14 protein-coding genes are annotated in these 20123 nt (G+C 35.0%); 13 read left to right on the forward strand and 1 reads right to left on the reverse strand.

Annotation, left to right across the window (positions count from 1 at the left end):
- The first annotated feature begins 58 nt into the window (after window positions 1-58).
- From DDD_RS11205 to DDD_RS11215, 3 genes are read left to right on the forward strand one after another with little or no spacing between them, the layout of a single operon-like run.
- Window positions 59-358, forward strand: coding sequence for a hypothetical protein (locus DDD_RS11205; RefSeq protein WP_041567114.1), 300 nt, complete (start codon window positions 59-61; stop codon window positions 356-358).
- A 43-nt stretch (window positions 359-401) separates the two neighbouring features.
- Window positions 402-1502, forward strand: coding sequence for a DegT/DnrJ/EryC1/StrS family aminotransferase (locus tag DDD_RS11210; protein ID WP_015362972.1), 1101 nt, complete (start codon window positions 402-404; stop codon window positions 1500-1502).
- Window positions 1503-2807 carry an O-antigen translocase gene (locus DDD_RS11215; protein ID WP_015362973.1) on the forward strand — a complete coding sequence of 435 codons (1305 nt, stop codon included), beginning with the start codon at window positions 1503-1505 and terminating at the stop codon, window positions 2805-2807.
- On the opposite strand, the gene DDD_RS11220 is transcribed toward DDD_RS11215, so the two are convergent.
- Window positions 2804-3175 carry a hypothetical protein gene (locus DDD_RS11220; RefSeq protein ID WP_015362974.1) on the reverse strand — a complete coding sequence of 124 codons (372 nt, stop codon included), beginning with the start codon at window positions 3173-3175 and terminating at the stop codon, window positions 2804-2806. The two genes, DDD_RS11215 and DDD_RS11220, sit on opposite strands and share 4 nt — an antisense overlap.
- A 30-nt stretch (window positions 3176-3205) precedes the next feature.
- Here DDD_RS11220 and DDD_RS18015 point away from each other — a divergent pair, with 30 nt between their 5' ends.
- From DDD_RS18015 to DDD_RS11265, 10 genes are all read left to right on the forward strand, one after another.
- On the forward strand, window positions 3206-3343 hold the full coding sequence (locus DDD_RS18015; RefSeq protein WP_015362975.1) for a hypothetical protein: 138 nt from the start codon (window positions 3206-3208) through the stop codon (window positions 3341-3343).
- Window positions 3324-4094, forward strand: a complete 771-nt coding sequence (locus DDD_RS11225) for a 3'-5' exonuclease (RefSeq protein ID WP_015362976.1) — start codon at window positions 3324-3326, stop codon at window positions 4092-4094. Before DDD_RS18015 ends, DDD_RS11225 begins: the two co-directional genes overlap by 20 nt.
- A 133-nt stretch (window positions 4095-4227) precedes the next feature.
- Window positions 4228-7005 (forward strand): helix-turn-helix and ligand-binding sensor domain-containing protein, encoded by a 2778-nt coding sequence (locus DDD_RS11230; RefSeq protein WP_015362977.1) that lies wholly within the window; start codon window positions 4228-4230, stop codon window positions 7003-7005.
- A 277-nt stretch (window positions 7006-7282) separates the two neighbouring features.
- Window positions 7283-10444 carry a glycoside hydrolase family 2 TIM barrel-domain containing protein gene (locus tag DDD_RS11235; protein WP_015362978.1) on the forward strand — a complete coding sequence of 1054 codons (3162 nt, stop codon included), beginning with the start codon at window positions 7283-7285 and terminating at the stop codon, window positions 10442-10444.
- An 11-nt stretch (window positions 10445-10455) separates the two neighbouring features.
- Window positions 10456-11877, forward strand: coding sequence for an Ig-like domain-containing protein (locus tag DDD_RS11240; RefSeq protein ID WP_015362979.1), 1422 nt, complete (start codon window positions 10456-10458; stop codon window positions 11875-11877).
- A gap of 34 nt (window positions 11878-11911) precedes the next feature.
- A complete protein-coding gene (locus tag DDD_RS11245) occupies window positions 11912-12757 on the forward strand; it encodes a glycoside hydrolase family 16 protein (RefSeq protein WP_015362980.1) in 846 nt (281 codons plus the stop codon).
- An 87-nt stretch (window positions 12758-12844) separates the two neighbouring features.
- Window positions 12845-13609 (forward strand): PKD domain-containing protein, encoded by a 765-nt coding sequence (locus DDD_RS11250; RefSeq protein WP_015362981.1) that lies wholly within the window; start codon window positions 12845-12847, stop codon window positions 13607-13609.
- 203 nt (window positions 13610-13812) lie between these two features.
- The gene (locus DDD_RS11255; RefSeq protein ID WP_015362982.1) at window positions 13813-15168 is read left to right on the forward strand and encodes an Ig-like domain-containing protein; all 1356 of its coding nucleotides are present in this window, start codon (window positions 13813-13815) and stop codon (window positions 15166-15168) included.
- A gap of 151 nt (window positions 15169-15319) precedes the next feature.
- Window positions 15320-18781 (forward strand): hypothetical protein, encoded by a 3462-nt coding sequence (locus DDD_RS11260; protein ID WP_015362984.1) that lies wholly within the window; start codon window positions 15320-15322, stop codon window positions 18779-18781.
- A 153-nt stretch (window positions 18782-18934) separates the two neighbouring features.
- A complete protein-coding gene (locus tag DDD_RS11265; RefSeq protein ID WP_407635538.1) occupies window positions 18935-20113 on the forward strand; it encodes a glycosyl hydrolase family 17 protein in 1179 nt (392 codons plus the stop codon).
- Window positions 20114-20123 lie beyond the last annotated feature (10 nt).

Consider the following 20123-nt stretch of genomic DNA (forward strand, 5'->3'; position numbering starts at 1 on the left):
TTAAGTAGTGTTATCTATAATTTTAAAAGGCGTTATGTTTGCAGCATAATTACAACCAATGAAGTACACAAAAAAATCCTTTCATTTCTCCATAATTTCTTGTTTGCTGCTGGCAGTATTTACTGTACTCTCACAAACGACAAGAACGTCCAATAATAATATCAATGATATTACTGGTTACTTAATGACCTTGTATTTTGTAACGGTCATTTTAGGGGTGATTTTTAGTGTTTTAAGTATCAAAGAAGTCTACCACTGGAAAAAGTACGTAGGTTTAGGAATCAACATATTTCTCTTTGTCATGACTGGTATTGCAATCGCTGGAAATTTACAAGACATCGTGGAAGCATTTAGTTAATGCACTTTTCTTGTATTATATTCGTTAACAAGCAAACCATAAAATGAATCAACCCTACATTCCATATTTAGATCTCAAGCCTTTGAACGACAGATTCAAAGAGCAAGATTTAAATGTTTTTGAGCAAATTCATGCTTCGGGACGTTTTATAGGTGGAGATTGGGTTGGGGATTTCGAAAACAAGTTTGGCGTATACTGCGGCGCATCTAATTGTATAGGAACAGGTAATGGACTTGATGCACTCACCATTATTCTTAAATCAGAGATCGCGCTGGGGAATTTGCCTAAGAACGCCCGTATTTTGGTGCCTGCTCATACGTATATCGCCACATTTTTAAGTATCATTCATGCCGGATTACAACCTATTCCTGTAGACGTAGAGGAGTTGATATTAACGGCTTCTGTTTTAGAAAAAACAACTATTTCTTATGATGCTATTGTAGTCGTAGATATCTACGGCAAACTGGTGGAGGATGAGGTGTACGCTTTCGCGAAAGCGAATAACATAAACATCTATTGCGATACTGCACAATCTCACGGCGCTACAAACAATAGCGGTATAAAATCTGGAAATATAGCTAGAGCGAGTGCCTTCTCATTTTATCCCACTAAAAATTTAGGAGCTATAGGTGACGCCGGAGCAATAACTACAAATGATCTCGAGCTCGCCAATATGTGTCGTAAGATTGCTAATTACGGCCGTGATAGCCGATTTGTAAACGATGTCTTAGGAGTAAATTCAAGACTTGATCCATTACAAGCAGGTTTTTTAATAAATAGATTACCGTTTCTTGATAGCGACAATAATCGTAGAAATGAGATCGCAAAATATTATTACGACAGTTTAAAAAATGAAAAAGTCAGACTGCTCGATAATGATTTCTTATCAAATAATGCCATGCATGTTTTTCCAGTTTGTGTGCAAAACAGGCGTGTTTTTATAGATTATCTCGATCACATAGGAATAGGCACGAGCATACATTATGAAGTGCCGCCGCATCATCAAAAGGCTCTAGAACAATTTAATAAGTTGTCTTTTCCTATCACCGAAGAATTTCATCGTACAGAGGTAAGTTTACCATGTCATCCACTATTGACAGATGATCAACTAGAGCGTATTGTAAGTGCTGTAAATGCTTATTAAATGAAGAGACTACTTCATCAACTTAATAAAAACGTACTGCTCAAGTTAGCTGGTTTTAACTCCATTCACGTTTTTATAAAAATAGGTACTGGAGCAATCATGTCCTGGATACTAGCTAACTTTGTAGGTGCTGCTGGAATGGGAATTTTAGGAAACCTGCGCAACTTTATGCAAGGTTTGCTCAGTTTTTCAGTGTTAGGTCTTGAAAACGGACTGGTAAAAAACACTGCACAATTTCAAGAAGATTCTACTGCACTAAAAAGAACCTATAACACTAGCTGGGTTTTAAGTTTCAGTGCTAGTATAATTGCAGCTGTAGCAATTTTTATTTTTGCTCCTTGGCTTGATGAGCAACTGATTGCAACAGATGTTGATTTTTCACTAGCTTTTAAATTGATAGCTGTTTCTTTGCCGTTTTATGTGGTGTTTGTTTTTGTTACGAGCATGATGCAAGGACTGGAATGGTATAAAAAATTCATCACTCTTAATATCGTTGTCAGTCTTTTAGTTTTTTGCTTTTCGGCATATCTGGCATTTCAATACAATCTAGAAGGTGCGTTGTATGCTCTTGCTATTGTTCCTTTTTTGCAGTGTTTTGTGGCTGTTTTTTATTGGAGTCTACAAAAGAACGTTACGATTAGATTAAAAGAATTATTACAATTTAATTTTGATAAAAAAACAAGTAAGCAATTACTTAAATATAGTGTCATGGCGCTGGTGAGTGCACTGTTGATACCGTTAGTTAATATATTAGTTAGAGATCAAGTAAGGGTAGAAGTAAGTGATGAGGCTGCTGGATTGTGGGAAGCGGTTGTGCGTATTTCTGGACATTACATGCTTTTTGTAACCAGTTTAATTAGTCTTTATGTATTACCTAGTTTGAGTAAAGATGCTAGTACTAGTAATTACAAGAAAACTATAATGGCTTTTTATAAAAATATTTTACCGTTAGTTTTTTTAGGTCTTCTAGGTGTTTACTTATTTAGAGATTTTATTATTGCAGTTCTGTTTTCAGAAGAATTTGAACCAGCAAGCGCTCTATTTAAATGGCAGCTTTTAGGAGATTTTATCAAGGTGATTACCACCGTAATGGCATTTAGATTTATCGCTCTTAACGATTTAAAAAGATACCTAATCGCTGAGGTATTAAGTATTCTGTCCTTCTACTTACTCGCCCTAGTTTTCATTAAACAATATCAAGAAGAAGGTGTAGTTATTGCGTATTTGGGCAATTATATATTCTACTTCCTCCTTTTATTAATCATTTTAAGAAAGGAATTATTCAAAAGAGAAGTTGTAGATTAATTTTTTTTAGGAACACTGCGTCGCACTTGTTTTGTTACAGAGTCTGACTTTTTAAAGGATAGACTATTTTCCTTTTCGGTAACGATTGCCATGTAAGTATGGGTTGTGTCAGCATTCTTAAGAGGAATTAATTCTATGAGATCCACTTTAGTTTTTGCTGGAATCGTTTTGATCATAGGTCGGTCTGCGCGCCTTCTAAAACCTTCACTTTCTACTCTAAAAAACAGGTCCAGATCTTGATCTGTAATATTTTCTGCCACGTATACGATGCTTCGGCGTTCTTTGCGTATGCTTATCTCGATCCCTTTGTGAGAATTTTGAAAAGGTGCTGTAAAAAGAAACAAAAAGATGACAGTAATAAATTTCATGACTTGATTTTGTAAAAGAGTTCAAATTGTATGCCTTACTTAATTACGCAAACTTATATTTGTAAAAATAGTAATTTTCTATTTTGTGATGGTGGAGATTCCGCTTTCGCGAAAGCGAGAAACTTTAAATTCAAAACGATTATTCAATATGAAACTTCAACTTACTAGACCTATCTGTTTTTTTGATTTAGAGACAACAGGAACCAATATTTCGAAAGATAGAATTGTAGAAATATCCATCCACAAGGTCTTCCCTAATGGTGATGAAAAAACGTTTACATTTAAAGTTAATCCTACGGTTCCTATTCCTGCAGAAACAACAGCCGTTCATGGAATTACTGATGAAATGGTAAAAGATGCTCCTACGTTTAAGGAACGAGCTCATGAGGTTTTTAATATTATCAAAGATTCAGACCTTGCAGGGTTCAATTCTAATAGATTTGACATACCATTGCTAGCTGAGGAAATGTTGAGAGCTGATGTTGATTTTGACATGGGAAATAGAAATGCTATCGATGTTCAAAATATCTTTCATAAGATGGAGCAACGTACGCTAGTTGCTGCGTATAAATTTTACTGTGACAAAGATTTAACAGATGCTCACAGCGCTGAGGCAGATACAATTGCTACTTACGAGGTTTTAAAAGGTCAGTTAGACCGTTATCCAGAATTAGAAAATAACATGAAATCTCTAGCGGAATTTTCTACACGTAGAAAGCCCGTAGATTTTGCTGGAATGCTCGCATTTAATAGTAAAGGAGAAGAGTGTTTTAATTTTGGAAAACATAAAGGGAAACGTATTGTTGATGTGCTTGAGAGTGAGCCAGGTTACTACAGCTGGATTCAAAATGCCGATTTCCCACTTTATACAAAGAAAGTACTTACTGCAATTAAGCTAAGAGGTTTCAATAAGAGCTAGTGAAGCAGTAAAGTGTTTAGTTTATTGTGTTACACAATGTGCTGAAAACCAGAGTATAGAATCGTTTTTACTATGAATTTGTAATACAAATGATGTGTTGTATTTTTACCTATATTTGGGTAAAATGTAACTTTTGAAACATCTCATTCTTTTTTTAGTTGTTATTTGTGCTTACTTCACTAGTGGTCAGGAATTGCCTTCTCTTAATAATTACGAGCCATCTACCTATCAAGCAGGGAATCAAAACTGGATGATCAGTGAGTCAAATGATCATTTTATTTATGTAGCAAATAATAAAGGTCTTCTAGAATATAACGGCTCTCAATGGACATTATATAAAACTCCTAATGAGAGTATTATGCGATCGGTAAAAACCCAAGGTGATCGCATATATACTGGATGTTACATGGATTTTGGTTATTGGTTGCGCGATAGCACTGGCACTTTAAAATACACTTCAATAATTCAAGAGTCTAATTTTAAGCTACAAGAAGATGAACAGTTTTGGAACATTATTGTTAAGGAGGATTATGTGCTCTTTCAATCACTAAGCCATGTATATTCTTACAATAAAGAAAATGGTCAAGTAACACAAATCGCTGAACAAGTTGAAATCAACAAATTTTTTGAGGTAGGTGATTCTTACTATTACCATGTTTTGGGCGTTGGTTTATTTCAGGTAATCGATGGGAAATCTGAATTACAAGGAGCAGTTGATTTTTTTAAAAATGAAACAGTTGTTCTGGTGTATGAGTTCGATTCTAAAGTTTATATAGTTACTCAGTACGCAGATATTTACGAGTATCATGATGGCGTGGTAGAAAAAACCGCATCTTCTAAATTTGACGAACAAATAACAGTCTACAGTGCATCTTTACTAAGTGATAGTACCCTTATGTTAGGTACCATTTCTCATGGAATTATTTCTATGTCTTTAGATGGTAAAGTAAATTATGCCATGGATCAAAGCGATGGTTTGCTCAATAACACCTGCTTGTATGTCTTTGAGGATAGTGCCAAAAATGTTTGGCTTGCATTAGACAATGGTCTCAGCTCTATTAACATAGAATCTCCATACAGGATGTTTCACGATAAAGATGGTGAGTTGGGAACTATCTATGCATCGTTTCAAGATGATGATTATTTATACTTAGGAACTAATCAAGGTCTTTTTTACAAAGAAAAACTTTCTGATAATTTCGTTTTTATAGAAGGAACTCAAGGCCAAGTCTGGTCTATAGATAAAGTAGGGGATTCTGTATTATGCAGTCATCATTTAGGGGTTTTTGAAATTAAAAAATCTGAAGCAGATTATATTAAAGGCACTAATGGAGCATGGGAGGTTCTATCTATTCCAGATTACGATGATTTGATACTTGTAGGAACTTATAAAGGTCTTCAAGTATTGGAGTTTTCAGCCAATGAATGGACATTTAAAAATAACATTGAAGGCTTCAAGATAAGTTCAAAAGATGTCGTAGTACAAGATGATTACGTCTATGTAAATCACGAGTATAAAGGTGTTTTTCAATTAAAAATTGATGAAAACTATTCCAAGTTAGTAGAATCTCAAAAAATTAATGAATTAGGTAAAGGAATAGGTTCTGACATCACTGTTTATAATGATAGAATTTTCTTCTCAAAACGTGATGCTATTTATATTAAAGAAAAGTCTGATGAGAAATTCCTTAAAAATGAAGGGCTAAGCAAGCTCGTATCTAAAAACAAATATACTTCTGGTACATTTATAAAAAATGATGGCTACCTCTGGATTTTCAATAAAGAAGGTATTCAAAAAATTAATATTGAGGTTATCAATGGTAGTTATGACATAGAAAGTATTCCTTTGACGTTTGAATTAAGAAGAGAAAAAATCGGTTACGAAAATTTAACCAAAGTAGGTTCAAAACTATATTTAATTGGTACATCCTATGGTTATACGACAGTTGATGAAGGCTATAAGTATAGTAGAGATCATCAGGTTTATATAAATACAATTAAGAAGTATGATAAGAATAATGCAATCGCCTTAGACCTAAAGGAGCCTATTGAAATACCATATTCAAATAATGTTACTGAAATAGGATTCTCAACACCTTATTACAATACACTAAGTAATATTGAGTATAAATACAGATTAATCGGTCAGTATGATGAATGGAGCAACTGGACTAAATTGAATGATATTAGATTTAAAAATTTAAGCTACGGAGATTATATTTTTGAAGTGAAGTCAAGAGTTAATTCAGTTGTGAGTCAAAACACCGCTCAGCAAGAATTCTCAATCGCTCGACCTTACTATTTAACCACTGGTGCTATACTGCTGTACGTTGTTCTTCTCGCTCTCTTAATTATTGGTTTAAACCTTGCGTATATATGGTACTTTAAACGACAACGAGAGTATGCTCTTCAAAAACAACAAAAAGAGCTTGAACTTAATAACCTGACAATAGAAAAGAATTTAGTTGAATTAAGGAATGCTAAATTGAGAAGCGATATCGAACATAGAAATAGAGAGCTAGCTATTTCTACCATGGCGATGATAAAGAAAAATGAGACCTTAAATGAATTAAAATCAGAATTAGAGAACTTACCAAAGACCAAAGAATCAAAGTCTTTGAAAAAGATGCTTGATAAGAATTTGAATAGCAAACAAGATTGGCTCACATTTGAAGAAGCATTTAATAATGCCGATAAAGATTTTTTCAAAAAAATAAAGGAATTACATCCTTCATTAAGTTCTGGAGATCTTAGACTTTGTGTTTATCTACGACTCAATTTATCTTCTAAGGAAATAGCACCACTTCTTAATATTTCACCTCGTAGTGTTGAAATAAAACGATATCGTTTGCGTAAAAAATTGGCTTTAAGCCGAGAAGAGAGCTTAACTAGTTACATTGTTGAGATTTAATTCTTTCTTTTAAAAGGATGATCTAACTCATCATTACTACATCATTTGAATCAAATAGTTTTTCCTTCAGTATTCTTATTTATTTTAAAATATTGAAATTCAATGGTTTGGTCTTATTTCTTAAATAATTTATAATTTCTGAACAAAAATTTCTTTTTGTATATTTTTTGTTGTGGAGGCTATTTAGATTTTTTTTAACTGCTACGGTTATATTTAACTGTCAGAAAACGATCATTTTTTGATACCATAAAACCAATCTTTTTTTAAAACATTATTTATGAAGAATTTCTTTTTAACGATGACTTTGCTACTGTCTGTAGTATCTGTTTTTTCTCAGAGTCAGAGAGTATCTATTTTAGAAAGTGCGAATGGACAAACACTGTTAGTAGATGGAAAGCCATTTATCATAAATGGAATGAACTGGGATTACGTTCCTATCGGTACTAATTACTCTTATAATTTCTGGGCTCAACCAGATGATTTTATCGAAGCGGCTCTTGAAAGTGAGATGGGATTGTTAAAAAATATGGGAGTGAACACCATTCGTGTTTATACTGGTATTCAACCTAAATGGGTTGAGTATATTTATAAGAACTATGGTATTTATACAATGATCAATCATTCATTTGGTCGCTATGGGTTGACTTTAGATGGAGCATGGATGTCTAATACAGAATATGCCGATCCAAGGGCAAGAAAATTTCTAATTCAAGAAGCTATTAATATGACTAATGAGTTTAAAGATACTCCTGGTCTATTATTATTCATGTTGGGTAATGAGAATAATTATGGTCTTTCATGGGGTGGCGCCGCTACTGAGGATATTCCTGTTGAAACTGAGGGAACAGTAATTACTCGTGCAAGAGCTATGTACAAAGTTATGAATGAGGCTATAGTAGAGATGAAAAAAATAGATTCAAGTCATCCTATAGCTATATGTAATGGAGATTTACTATATATAGATTTAGTTGCTGAACATGTAACTGATCTCGATATATACGCTACCAACATGTATCGCGGCGAATCTTTTGGAGATGCGTTTGAAGTAGTAAAGCAAAAATTAAATAAACCAATGATGTTTGCTGAGTTTGGTTCTGATGCTTTTAACGCTATTTCAAATAAGGAAGATCAAAAGATGCAAGCTTACTACATGGTGGAAAACTGGAAGGAGATATATGCTAATGCATCCGGACTTGGAAAAGCTGGTAACTCTCTAGGAGGATTTACTTTCCAATGGGCAGATGGATGGTGGAAAGATGGACAAACTGAAGACTTAGATATTCATAATACGGAAGCCATTTGGACGAGTGCTGGTTATAATATAGATTCAAAGGATGGTTCAAAAAATATGAACGAAGAATGGTTTGGAGTCTGTGCAAAGGGTCGTCCAAACGAGAGCGGTTTATATGATCTATATCCACGTGCAGCTTACTATGCTTTGAAAGAAGTACACGAACTCGACCCTTATAAAGATGGATTGAGTGCGGCAAATTTGCAAAGTCATTTTGAAAATATAGAATTAATGGATGCGGTTTTACGCGCAAGAGGTGATAAAGCAGCATTAGGAGGTGGAGATTCTGAAAAATTGAGAATTAGTAGGTTAAGTGCTAGGTTCACCACGTTCAACACTGGAGGAAGTCTCATCACTACTCCTGACACACCGGATCCTGATTCGCAAGTCTTTCCAAATCAATTAGGTTTCGATCACATGCAATCCTATTTTGTCGGGATTGAAGGAAAACCAGCTTCTAATATGAGAGCTAATGTGAATTTTAATATAATAGGAAAGGTCGCTGAAAATCCAATTGATGAAATCTTTTATGAGAATAGGGCTCGACCAATTTTTTCTTTAGACTCCAATGGTCAACAAGTTATAGAAAACGACGTAAACCGCGTGAATGTATATGACGCAGAGTTTGAGTGGAACGCTAAAGATTTTGACCTCAGAGGTTTCTACCGTACCGGTCATTATCATTGGGGTTATGAAGGTGATTTCTTTGCTTTATATCCTGAAGCAAACTATGGGCCTAACCTTGATATTTACGGAGGTGAAATCTTAGGATTTGAAGTTGATGGTAAAGGAGTTGCTGAAGGAGTTAAAGCAGCCTTTGGGCCTCAGCTTTGGTGGGGCGCAAATCCTACTGCATTAATAAAGTATAGTAGAAAAGTGGGTCAATGGGGTGTAACTGGTATTTATCACAGAGATTTTGAAACAGATATTGAATTAGATGAAACTGGACGACGTGTTCTTGATCAAAATCAAGTAAGAAGTGGTATTATTCCAGCTTTTCCGACAGAAAGAGCTACGCTAGTTTTAGAACGAGAAATAGGTGCTTTCGGATTTACTTTAGGTGGTATCTGGGCTGGAAGTCCATTAAACGGAACAACATATCAAGATGTTACTGGTTCCTCAGGGAATTATACTGTCTTTGATGACATTGTATCATCCAAGGATAATTGGGGAGGAAAAGGAAAGATTACTTATCAAGGTGGAAAATTTAACGCTTATGTTCAAGGTGGTGTAATGGGACTTGTAGCAAATGGAGGAGCAGATCAAACGCAAACCTTTACTGGATGGAAGTTAAGAGATAATGGTAGTGGAAATCAGTCTAATTTCTTAGCTGGTATGACCTACACCTTAGGGAATTTTCAAATTGCACCTAACTTCCTATGGCAACAACCACTAGTAGATCCTATGCCTAACGATGTAGGAGCTCCAGGAAGGTTAAGAAATGTGATTGATGATCCGTTTGCTGTAAGAGGCAATAGAGAAACAACCGCTGGTGAAATCTTAATAACTTTTGACCCAACTCCCGGAACATGGATGTATGAGTGGAATAACGATAGGGCAGAAGATGCAAAATTTGCAATGAGCGCAGGTTTCGTATTTCGTCATTTACCTACCACTCAGGATGCTCACATTGGTTTTCAAGCAGATCGTACTTTCTTTGCATTTCCAAATTCTGCTCCTGCAGAAGATTTATGGGAAGCGCACACGCGTATGGTTTCTAAATTAAGTCCTAATTTAGGAATTATCGGAAATTTCTTTTACGGAAATGGCCAAGCAAATGGAGATAGTGAAAGATTAATTAAAAGATATGGTGGTGATGTCAGAATGATCTACAATAAAATGATGGTACAAACTCATTTTAAATTTAATGATTGGGGACCTTTCGATTACCATAGGGATTTTAACTTAACTTATCCTGTACAATTAATGCTAGATGTCTCAACATCACTAGGAAAACCTGATTGGTTTATATTACCAAGCACCGTAGTTGGTATTAGAGGAACATGGAGAACAATGAATGAATTTTCCCCAAGATATTCTCCTAATGTAGCCCCTCCATTTGGTGCACCACCCATTAGCCCAGTTGGATTTCCTGACGGTACAGAATGGGAAATTAGAACTTATATTCATATAAATATTGGAAATTAAAAACTATTGTAATGAAAAATAAAAAACTTATTTATTTTAAGTCTTTTGGGCTTCTCTTAATTTCATTCCTCTTTTTAGTTGGATGCGAAAGAGAATTATCTGATGATTCTGTTTTGGCAACGTTTCCTGCAACAGCCGAAATTTTTACGGATGCTCCAGTAGGACTTACTGACGAATTCTTTATTTCTTTTGATCCAGCTCAAGGAGCAAATACAGAGGGATTTGGAACAGATGACAACGTGGCTTTTGAAGGCACTAGCTCCATACGTATTGATGTTCCAGCACCTAACGATCCTAACGGTGGTTTTATAGGTGGAATATTTAAAGATCGTGGAGCAGGTAGAGACTTAACAGGTTTTGATGCGCTTACATTTTGGGTAAAAGGTTCAACTACTGCTACTGTGGGCCTATTCGGTTTTGGAACTGATTTTGAAGAAAATAAGCATGCTGTGAGTCTTGAAAATGTACAACTTTCTACAGATTGGAGAAAAGTTACTATACCTATACCTAACGCTTCTAGGCTTACTCAAGAAAAAGGTATGTTCATATTTTCTGCTGGTACACAAGGTTCTGGCGGCTTTGGTTTTACCTTTTGGATTGATGAGCTTAAATTTGAAAACTTAGGTACAATAGCCCAGCCTAGACCTAATATTTTAAATGGACAGAATCTTACACAACAATCGTTTACTGGCTCAACAGTCCCAATTTCAGGATTGACACAAACATTTAACCTTGAATCTGGTCAGAATGTGACGGTTTTGGCAGCGCCTTCTTATTTTGATTTTCAGTCGTCAAATCCTAGTGTTGCAACAGTTGATGAACTTGGAATAGTAACAGTGGTAGGTGCTGGAACCACTTTAATAACAGCTACTATTGATAACGTTTTAGCCGGTGGCTCATTAGAGATTTCATCAAATGGTGCCTTGCCTTCTGCAGATCCACCAACATTGCCTCAGTCTAATGTTAAATCTATTTTTAGTGATGCTTACATTTCTGAAACATCTATTAATTTTTCACCTGGTTTTGGAGGTTCAACAACGCAAACAACTTTAAGTAATAATAATGGAGACTTTATTTTAGCCTACACAAATAATAATTTCACAGGGATTATTTTTGATAGTACAGTAGACGCGTCTGCTTTAACTTTCATGCATGTTGATGTATTTGCACAAGAGGCAGGAGTGCAAGTAGAATTCCAAATCAGGGACATAGGACCTAATGGTGTCATTAATACTAATATTTTTACTGGTCAACCTGAAGTGGATGATGCAGATAAAAGATTTTTAGCTTCAGGTCTAACTGTTGGCAGCTGGAATTCAATCGATATACCATTAAATGGTGCATTAGCCACGCAAAAGAATAATCTCGGAGCAATTATTCTAGCCGGAGGTCCTAATTTTTTATTAGATAATATTTACTTCTACACTCCTTAGAACAATCGTTATCGATCTTATAAATAATACAGCAATGAAAAATATAAATAATAGAATGATTTTAAGAAACGCCATAAGAATTTGCTCAGTTGTATCATTATTAATAGTAGTGAGCTGTAATCCTGACGAGACTCAAGTAGTTGCCGAACTTAATAATTTAGTAATGCAAGACGAGTTTGATGTAGAAGGCGCTCCTAATAGTGCATTATGGACTTATGATATAGGTACTGGTGATAATGGTTGGGGAAATAACGAGCTACAATATTATACCGATAGAACAGAAAATGTAACAGTAGAAAATGGAATGCTTTTAATCACTGCAAATCGTGAGCAGTTTAATGGCTCTTCTTACACATCAGCAAGAATTAAAACAGAAGGTCTGTTTGAACAAGCTTATGGAAGATTTGAAGCTCGTATTCAACTTCCTTACGGTAAAGGCTACTGGCCAGCATTCTGGTTGTTAGGCAATGATTGTGATCAGAATCCATGGCCTCAATGTGGAGAAATTGATATCATGGAATACTTAGGCGATGCACCTACTTCTATCTTTGGCACGGTACACGGACCAGGATTCTCAGCGGGAGAGTCTATTTCAAAGGAATACGTTTTAGAAAATGACCGTTTTGATACAGGTTTTCACGTATTTGGTATAGAATGGGGTCCTGATTATATCAATTATTATGTAGATAATGTGCTTTATAATCAAATCACAAAAGCTGATGTTCTAGAAGAAACTGATGGACAAGGAGAATGGGTTTTTGACCATCCATTTTATATAATTCTTAATGTTGCGATAGGCGGAAACTTACCAGGATCTCCTGATGCCGAAACTGTATTCCCTCAAACCATGCTAGTTGATTATGTAAGAGTATATCAATAATGATAGCTATTATAAATGGCGTAAATATTTAAAATTTCTATTATCAATATAAAATAATGTTTTTTTGACAGTCAAAACTCTTATAAAATGAAAAATATATTTAAAACAATTACAACATTATTTCTTGTAGTTTTTGCTATGGGTTGTAGTGATGAAGATCCTCTTTTCTCACAGAGTTTCTCAGCTGGATTTACACAAACTATTAATCAGTCTACTGGAACTGTGCGATTCATTAATACATCCTTTGACGCAAATTCTTATGCTTGGGATTTTGGAGATGGAACAACTTCTACATTGATTAATCCTATCAAGGTTTACACTATGGGCGGCACTTACACAGTACGTTTGCAGGTAACCAATAACAAAGGTGCTACAGCTCAATTTGAAGATGTGATAGTAATTAATGAGCAGTTTAACGGAGGCTTATTAGTTAATGGAGATTTTGAAAATGGAAACACGGCTTGGATTCAAGGAGTAGACGATAATAATCCTGCGCCAATCGTGACCGTTGGAGCTAATACTTTTTATCAAACTAATGTGACTAACCCCAATCCATCACAGCCATTTTTAGTAAATGTGAGTCAAAAAGTAGAGATTACTCAAGGATCAACTTACATATTGACTTTTGACGCTTGGTCAGATGTTAATAGAGATATCATAGCTGGAATAGGACTAAGTGGTGGCAGTTTTGCAAATACTGTTCAAACAGTGAGTATCAATGACATTCAACAACAGTATCAACTCACTCTAATTGCAGCAGGTTTTGGCGCTTCAGATGCACGAGTATTATTTGATCTAAATGGGCAAGCAGGTTTAGTAAATATTGATAATGTATCACTAGTACTACAGTAAAAGTAAATTATTAATTTATCTAATTATTGAATTCAAATAGAGAATTACCTTTAAATAGAAATTCACACATAACAATTTAAATTGTTATTAATGTTAAGGAATTTTATTTAAAATAAGTTCATTTTTTTGATCATTAAAAAGCGCAAATGAATTTCAAAAAACATATTTTTTATCTGTCAATTTTGACATGTTTTATATTTTTAATGTTTACTTCAAGTTGTGAAAGAGATTTATCTGATGACGCAACATTGGCAACTTTCCCTAAGACTGGAGAAATCTATACAGATTCTTTTGTTAGTATGGGTAGCGATTTCTACTTGCCGTTTGCCGACTCAAAACCTGATGCCTTCTCCATCGATAATGAAGAAGGTTATCAAAGCAACTCTTCCATACGCATCGATGTCCCTAATGCCGTTGATCCTAATGGAAATTATGCAGGGGCGATTTTTAGAGTTGATGGTGCGCCTAGAGATTTGACAGGGTTCAATGCTCTTACTTTTTGGGTAAAAGCTTCAAGAGGCGTGAGTATAGATGCGATAGGTTTTGGTCAAGATTTTTTAGGTGATAAGTATCAAGTTACCGCAAACAATGTTAATGTAGATACTAACTGGTCTCAAGTAACTATACCTATTCCAGATGCCTCAAAATTAATTGAAGAACGTGGCGCCTTCTGGTATGCTATGGGAACTCAAGGGACAGGTGGTTCTGCCTATATAGTCTGGTTTGATGAGATTAAGTTTGTCAACTTAGCAACTGTAGCACAACCTAGACCAGCAATCTCAAACGGTAATGACATAGTTACTAACTCCTTTACCGGTGTAAATCTTTTAGTTAGTGGCTTGATAGAAACATTTAGTTTAGGATCAGGTGCAGATCAAGTGGTAACAGTTGCGCCTAACTATTATAATTTCACCTCTTCAGATGAGAGCGTAGCAACGGTAGACGATTTAGGAAATATTACCGTAAATGCTGCTGGAACAACAACAATTACAGCAACTTTAGGTAGTTTAAATGCCGCTGGATCTTTAACGATCAATTCACAAGGGGCTTTTCAATTGCCACCAGCACCTACTTTAGACGCTAGTAGGGTAATTTCTATTTTTAGCGATGTATATACTAATGTTCCTGTGGACTATTATAATGGGTTTTGGTTACCAGGATCTTCAACCGGTTCTGCAGATTTTTCTGTAAACGGAGACAATATCTTAAATTATACAGACTTCAATTATGTAGGTACTCAAACTGGAAACCCACTTACGGACGCTTCTAACATGACTATGATCCATTTTGATATGTATGTACCAGGAGTCATACCTCCTAATTTTGATTTTCTTATCTCTATCGAGGATTGGGGTGCAAATGGTATCGATAACGGTGGCGATGACACCAGACAGCAAATATTTGTGCGTCGCAATCAAGTAGTTGCTGATACTTGGATTTCTATCGACGCACCTTTAACTTTAGTAAATAAGAATAATATCGGTTTAATTATATATGAAAATATCAATGGTTCCTCATTGAGAAATTTTTATTTAGACAATGTCTATTATTATAATTAGTTGATCGAACCTAATATTGAAATAATAAATAAAATTAAAAAGAGTGATTGTTTTTATTCCGCTTTCGCGAAAGCGAGACAGAAACAAGCAATTCAATACTATTTTACAACAACAGATTTGAATCTGTTATGAAGATAATTTAATAACCCACATGACTGACAAAAATTTATATTTAGGAAATCAAAAAGCAACCTTTAAAAAACAAGAAGTTAAAGGAGAATTGGTAGAATTCCAAAATGAACAATATTATAAAATAAGTAACCACGATGCTATGCGTCCATTTTTTATGAGCATAGTGAGTGATTCAAATCACTGGATGTTTATTTCGAGTAATGGAGGTCTAACTGCTGGTCGTAAAAACAGTGATTCGGCATTATTTCCTTATTACACCGATGATAAAATAACAGAGTCTAGTGATATAACTGGAAGTAAAACGATTATTAAAGTATATAAAAATGATCGTGTTTTATTATGGGAACCGTTTTCTAAAAGGTATAATGGCATTTACAGTATTACTTGTAATTTGTACAAAAATGTCTATGGGAATAAGGTAGTTTTTGAAGAAATTAATCATGACCTAAAACTTACTTATCGCTATCACTGGAACTCAAGTGATGCCTACGGATTTATAAAAAAATCAGAGCTTATTAATAATGCTTCAGAACAAGTTAAGGCTACCGTTTTAGATGGTTTACAAAACATGTTACCAGCGACAGTAGGAGAGGATTTGCAAAAAGCCTCTAGTAACCTTGTTGATGCTTATAAAAGATCTGAACTTAAAAAAGAAACAGGCATCGGCATAATTGCTTTAAGTGCCGTTATCGTAGATAAAGCAGAACCTAGCGAGGCTCTTAAAGCAAATATTGCTTGGTCATTAGGTTTGAACAATCCTACTTATTTGATGTCTAGCCTGCAGTTAGAAAACTTCAGAAAAGGAGAAACTGTACGTCAGGAAGATGATATAAAAGCAGAAAAAGGAGCCTATTTTACTGTTTCAGAAATGACTATAGAAGCAGAAGCTACAAAGGAGTGGTTTTTTATTGCTGACGTGAATCAAACAATAGTTTCCATAACCGATATTTCTAATCAAATCAAAACGGATGCTCATCTGATAGAAAAAATAAACGATGATATTGCGTTAGGAAGCGAGAAGTTAGTGAAACTCATCGCGGCTTCTGATGGTTTACAGCTTACGGAAGACCCACTTACCAACAATCGTCATTTTGCAAATACCATGTTCAATATCATGCGTGGTGGGATATTTGACAATAATTATGTCATTGAAAAAGTAGACTTTATCAATTATATAAAGAAAGCAAATAGCGAAGTTTATGATGAAACTAAGGAGCTTTTAAATGAACTTTCAGAAACTTTTAATCAGCAAGTTCTTTTAGAGTTAACTAATACTAATGAAAATCCGCATTTTAAAAGATTAGTTATTGAATACCTACCATTGAAATTCAGTAGAAGACATGGTGACCCTAGCCGACCTTGGAATAAGTTTTCTATCAATACACGTAGTGAAGTAGACGGTTCTAAAATACTAGATTATGAAGGGAATTGGAGAGATATTTTTCAAAATTGGGAAGCACTAGCACATTCTTATCCAGAGTTCATTGAAGGCATGATTCATAAATTTTTGAATGCCACTACTTTCGATGGTTACAATCCATATCGTGTCACAAAAGGAGGCTTTGATTGGGAAGTTATTGAAGAGGACGATCCATGGTCTTATATAGGATACTGGGGTGATCATCAAATCATATACTTACTTAAATTTTTAGAATTTATAAGAGATCACTATCCTAGCAGGCTAGCCAGCTTCATTAATGAGGACGTATTTGTATATGCAAATGTTCCATATAAAATAAAGCCTTATAGCGATATTTTAAAGAACCCTAAAGACACTATCGACTTTGATTACAAACTTCAAGAAGTTATTGAAGAGCGTAGAGAAAAATTAGGTGCCGATGGCGCTCTTCTAAAAGACAATTCTAGCGCTATTTATCGAGTGAATTTAATTGAAAAATTACTTGCTACGGTATTAGCAAAAGTTTCTAATTTTATTCCAGAGGCTGGAATATGGTTAAATACACAACGTCCAGAGTGGAATGATGCAAATAACGCTCTAGTAGGAAATGGTGTCTCCATGGTAACTCTTTACTACCTAAGACGATTCTTAAATTATTTTGAGGAATTTATTACTGCTGCAAATTTTGACACGACTTCAGTTTCCGAAGAATTGGAATCGTTTTTTGATGCTGTAAATAAAACACTTGAGAAGCATCAAGAAGTATTAGATGGTAATGTTGATAACGGCCAGCGTAGAGCTATTTTAGACGGTCTTTCTCAGCCAGCGAGTGATTACCGTGAACAAGTTTATGACAATAATTTTTCTGGAAAAAAGGAAAATGTTTCTAAGCAAGAGTTGTTAGAATTTGTTAGAATGACTTTGAAATATTTAGATCATAGTATTGATGCAAATAAGCGATTTGATAATATGTATCATGCATATAACTTAATGACTATTGAAGATAATGGAGAGATAAGTGTTTCTTATTTATCAGAAATGTTAGAAGGTCAAGTGGCTGTTTTAAGTTCTGGATACCTGACATCATATCAAGCTCTAGAGGTGATGGACGGTTTAAAAGCAAGTGCTTTATTCAGACCAGATCAATACAGCTATATTTTGTATCCTAATAAGAATCTTGCAGGGTTTGAGGAGCGTAACATTATTCCTAGCAACTTAGTAGATCAATCAAAACTGTTGCAAAAACTTGTAGCAAATGATAATCATCAGATTATCGTCAAGGATTTAAATGGCACATACCATTTTAATGCTTCTTTCAATAATGTAAATAGTCTTAAAAAAGCTCTTAAGGATCTTGATATTGATACCTACTCTGATTTAATTGCTGATGAACAAAAGCAATTAGAAAAAACATTTGAAGCAGTTTTTAACCATAAAGCATTTACTGGTAGATCAGGAACCTTCTTCGGTTATGAAGGTTTAGGATCCATTTACTGGCACATGGTTTCTAAATTACTACTAGCTGTACAAGAGTGTAGTCTTAAAGCGGTGAATGAAGGAGCAAGTCCTGTTGTTATAGGTAAAATGCTGGATCATTATTATGAGATCCAGGCTGGAATAGGTGCTCATAAATCACCAAAATTATACGGTGCAGTTCCTACAGATCCCTATTCACATACTCCAGCTACTAAAGGTGCTCAACAACCAGGTATGACGGGACAAGTAAAAGAAGATATTTTGAGCCGTTTTGGAGAGTTGGGTCTTGTGGTGAGTGATGGAATATTACATTTTAAGCCCAGCTTATTGCGCGATCAAGAATTCCTCAAAGAAGCAAAATCATTCGATTACATCAATGTGAATCAGGAGAAAAAATCCCTTCAGGTAGCAGCTGGCTCGCTGGCATTTACCTATTGTCAGGTGCCTGTTGTATACACGCAAAATAATAAAGAAGCTGTCAAGGTGACTTTTGTTGATGGAAGTGAGACTTCATTTGGTAATTTACAATTGGATACTGAAATGAGTGAGCAATTGTTTAAGCGTACAAATAAAATAGAACTCATAGAAGTTCATCTTAAGAAATAATGAATGAAGATAGTTTGTGTTTTCGCTTTCGCGAAAGCGGAAATTCAAACCAATTAAAACATAAAACTAGTCATGAAGGCCATACTCACATCTTTAGTAATGATTTTAATCGTTTTTACAGCTTGTAAAGATGTTAACGAGCCTTATAAAACAATGTCAAAACCGACAATGAAAACAGCCAAAGAAATTTTATCAAATCCAGAATATCTAGCCATTTCTTATGGCGGTTATCGAGGTAAAACTAGAGATGAGCAACCTACTGTTGCACAACTTAAAGATGATATGAAAATATTGTCGGCAATGGGTATCAAGATTCTTCGCACTTACAACGTGCAGTTACCTCAAGCATCTAATATTGCAAAGGCAATTGATGAGCTCAAGAAAGAAGATCCTCAATTTGAGATGTACATCATGCTTGGAGCATGGATCGATTGTAAAAATGCATGGACGGGATTAGAACCAGATCATAATGTAGAAAGTGAAGCAAACGCTGGAGAAATAGAGCGAGCCGTAGCATTAGCAAATCAATATCCTGAAATCGTAAAAATAATTGCGGTCGGTAATGAGGCGATGGTAAAATGGGCAGCGAGTTATTACGTACAACCTGAAGTCATTCTCAAATGGGTGAATTATCTACAGAATTTAAAGAAAACGGGAAAGCTACCATCTGATTTGTGGATCACAAGTTCTGATAATTTTGCTTCTTGGGGTGGAGGCGATTATATCTATCACACGCCAGATTTGACAGAGCTTTTCAAAGCAGTAGATTATGTGTCTATTCATACCTATCCTATGCATGACACGCATTATAATCCTGTTTTTTGGGGAACTTTAAATTATGAAAAAAGTTTGACCGATCTTGAAAAGATAGATACTGCGATGCATAAATCCTTAGATTATGCAAAGTCTCAATACCGCAGTGTGGTAGATTATATGCATGTTATAGGAGTAAACAAACCTGTTCATATAGGTGAAACAGGATGGGCAACTGTTTCTAATGGGCATTATGGACCAGATGGCTCTAGAGCTACTGACGAGTATAAGTCTGCAAAATTCTATCATTTGATGAGAGACTGGACCACAAGTGAAGGGATTGCTTGTTTCTATTTTGAAGCCTTTGATGAACAATGGAAAGATGCTAGAAACCCTAAAGGATCTGAAAATCATTTTGGGTTATTTACAATAAAAGGAAAGGCAAAATATGCCTTATGGGATCTTGTAGATCAAGGCAAGTTTAAAGGCCTTTCTAGAGATGGAAAAAAGATCACAAAAACTTATGATGGAAACAAAAAGAAACTAATGAAGGACGTTCACTTACCTCCTTTAAAATAAATCAATCACG

Origin of the sequence: Nonlabens dokdonensis DSW-6, assembly GCF_000332115.1 — a bacterium.
In the GTDB taxonomy this organism is placed as follows: Bacteria; Bacteroidota; Bacteroidia; order Flavobacteriales; family Flavobacteriaceae; genus Nonlabens; species Nonlabens dokdonensis.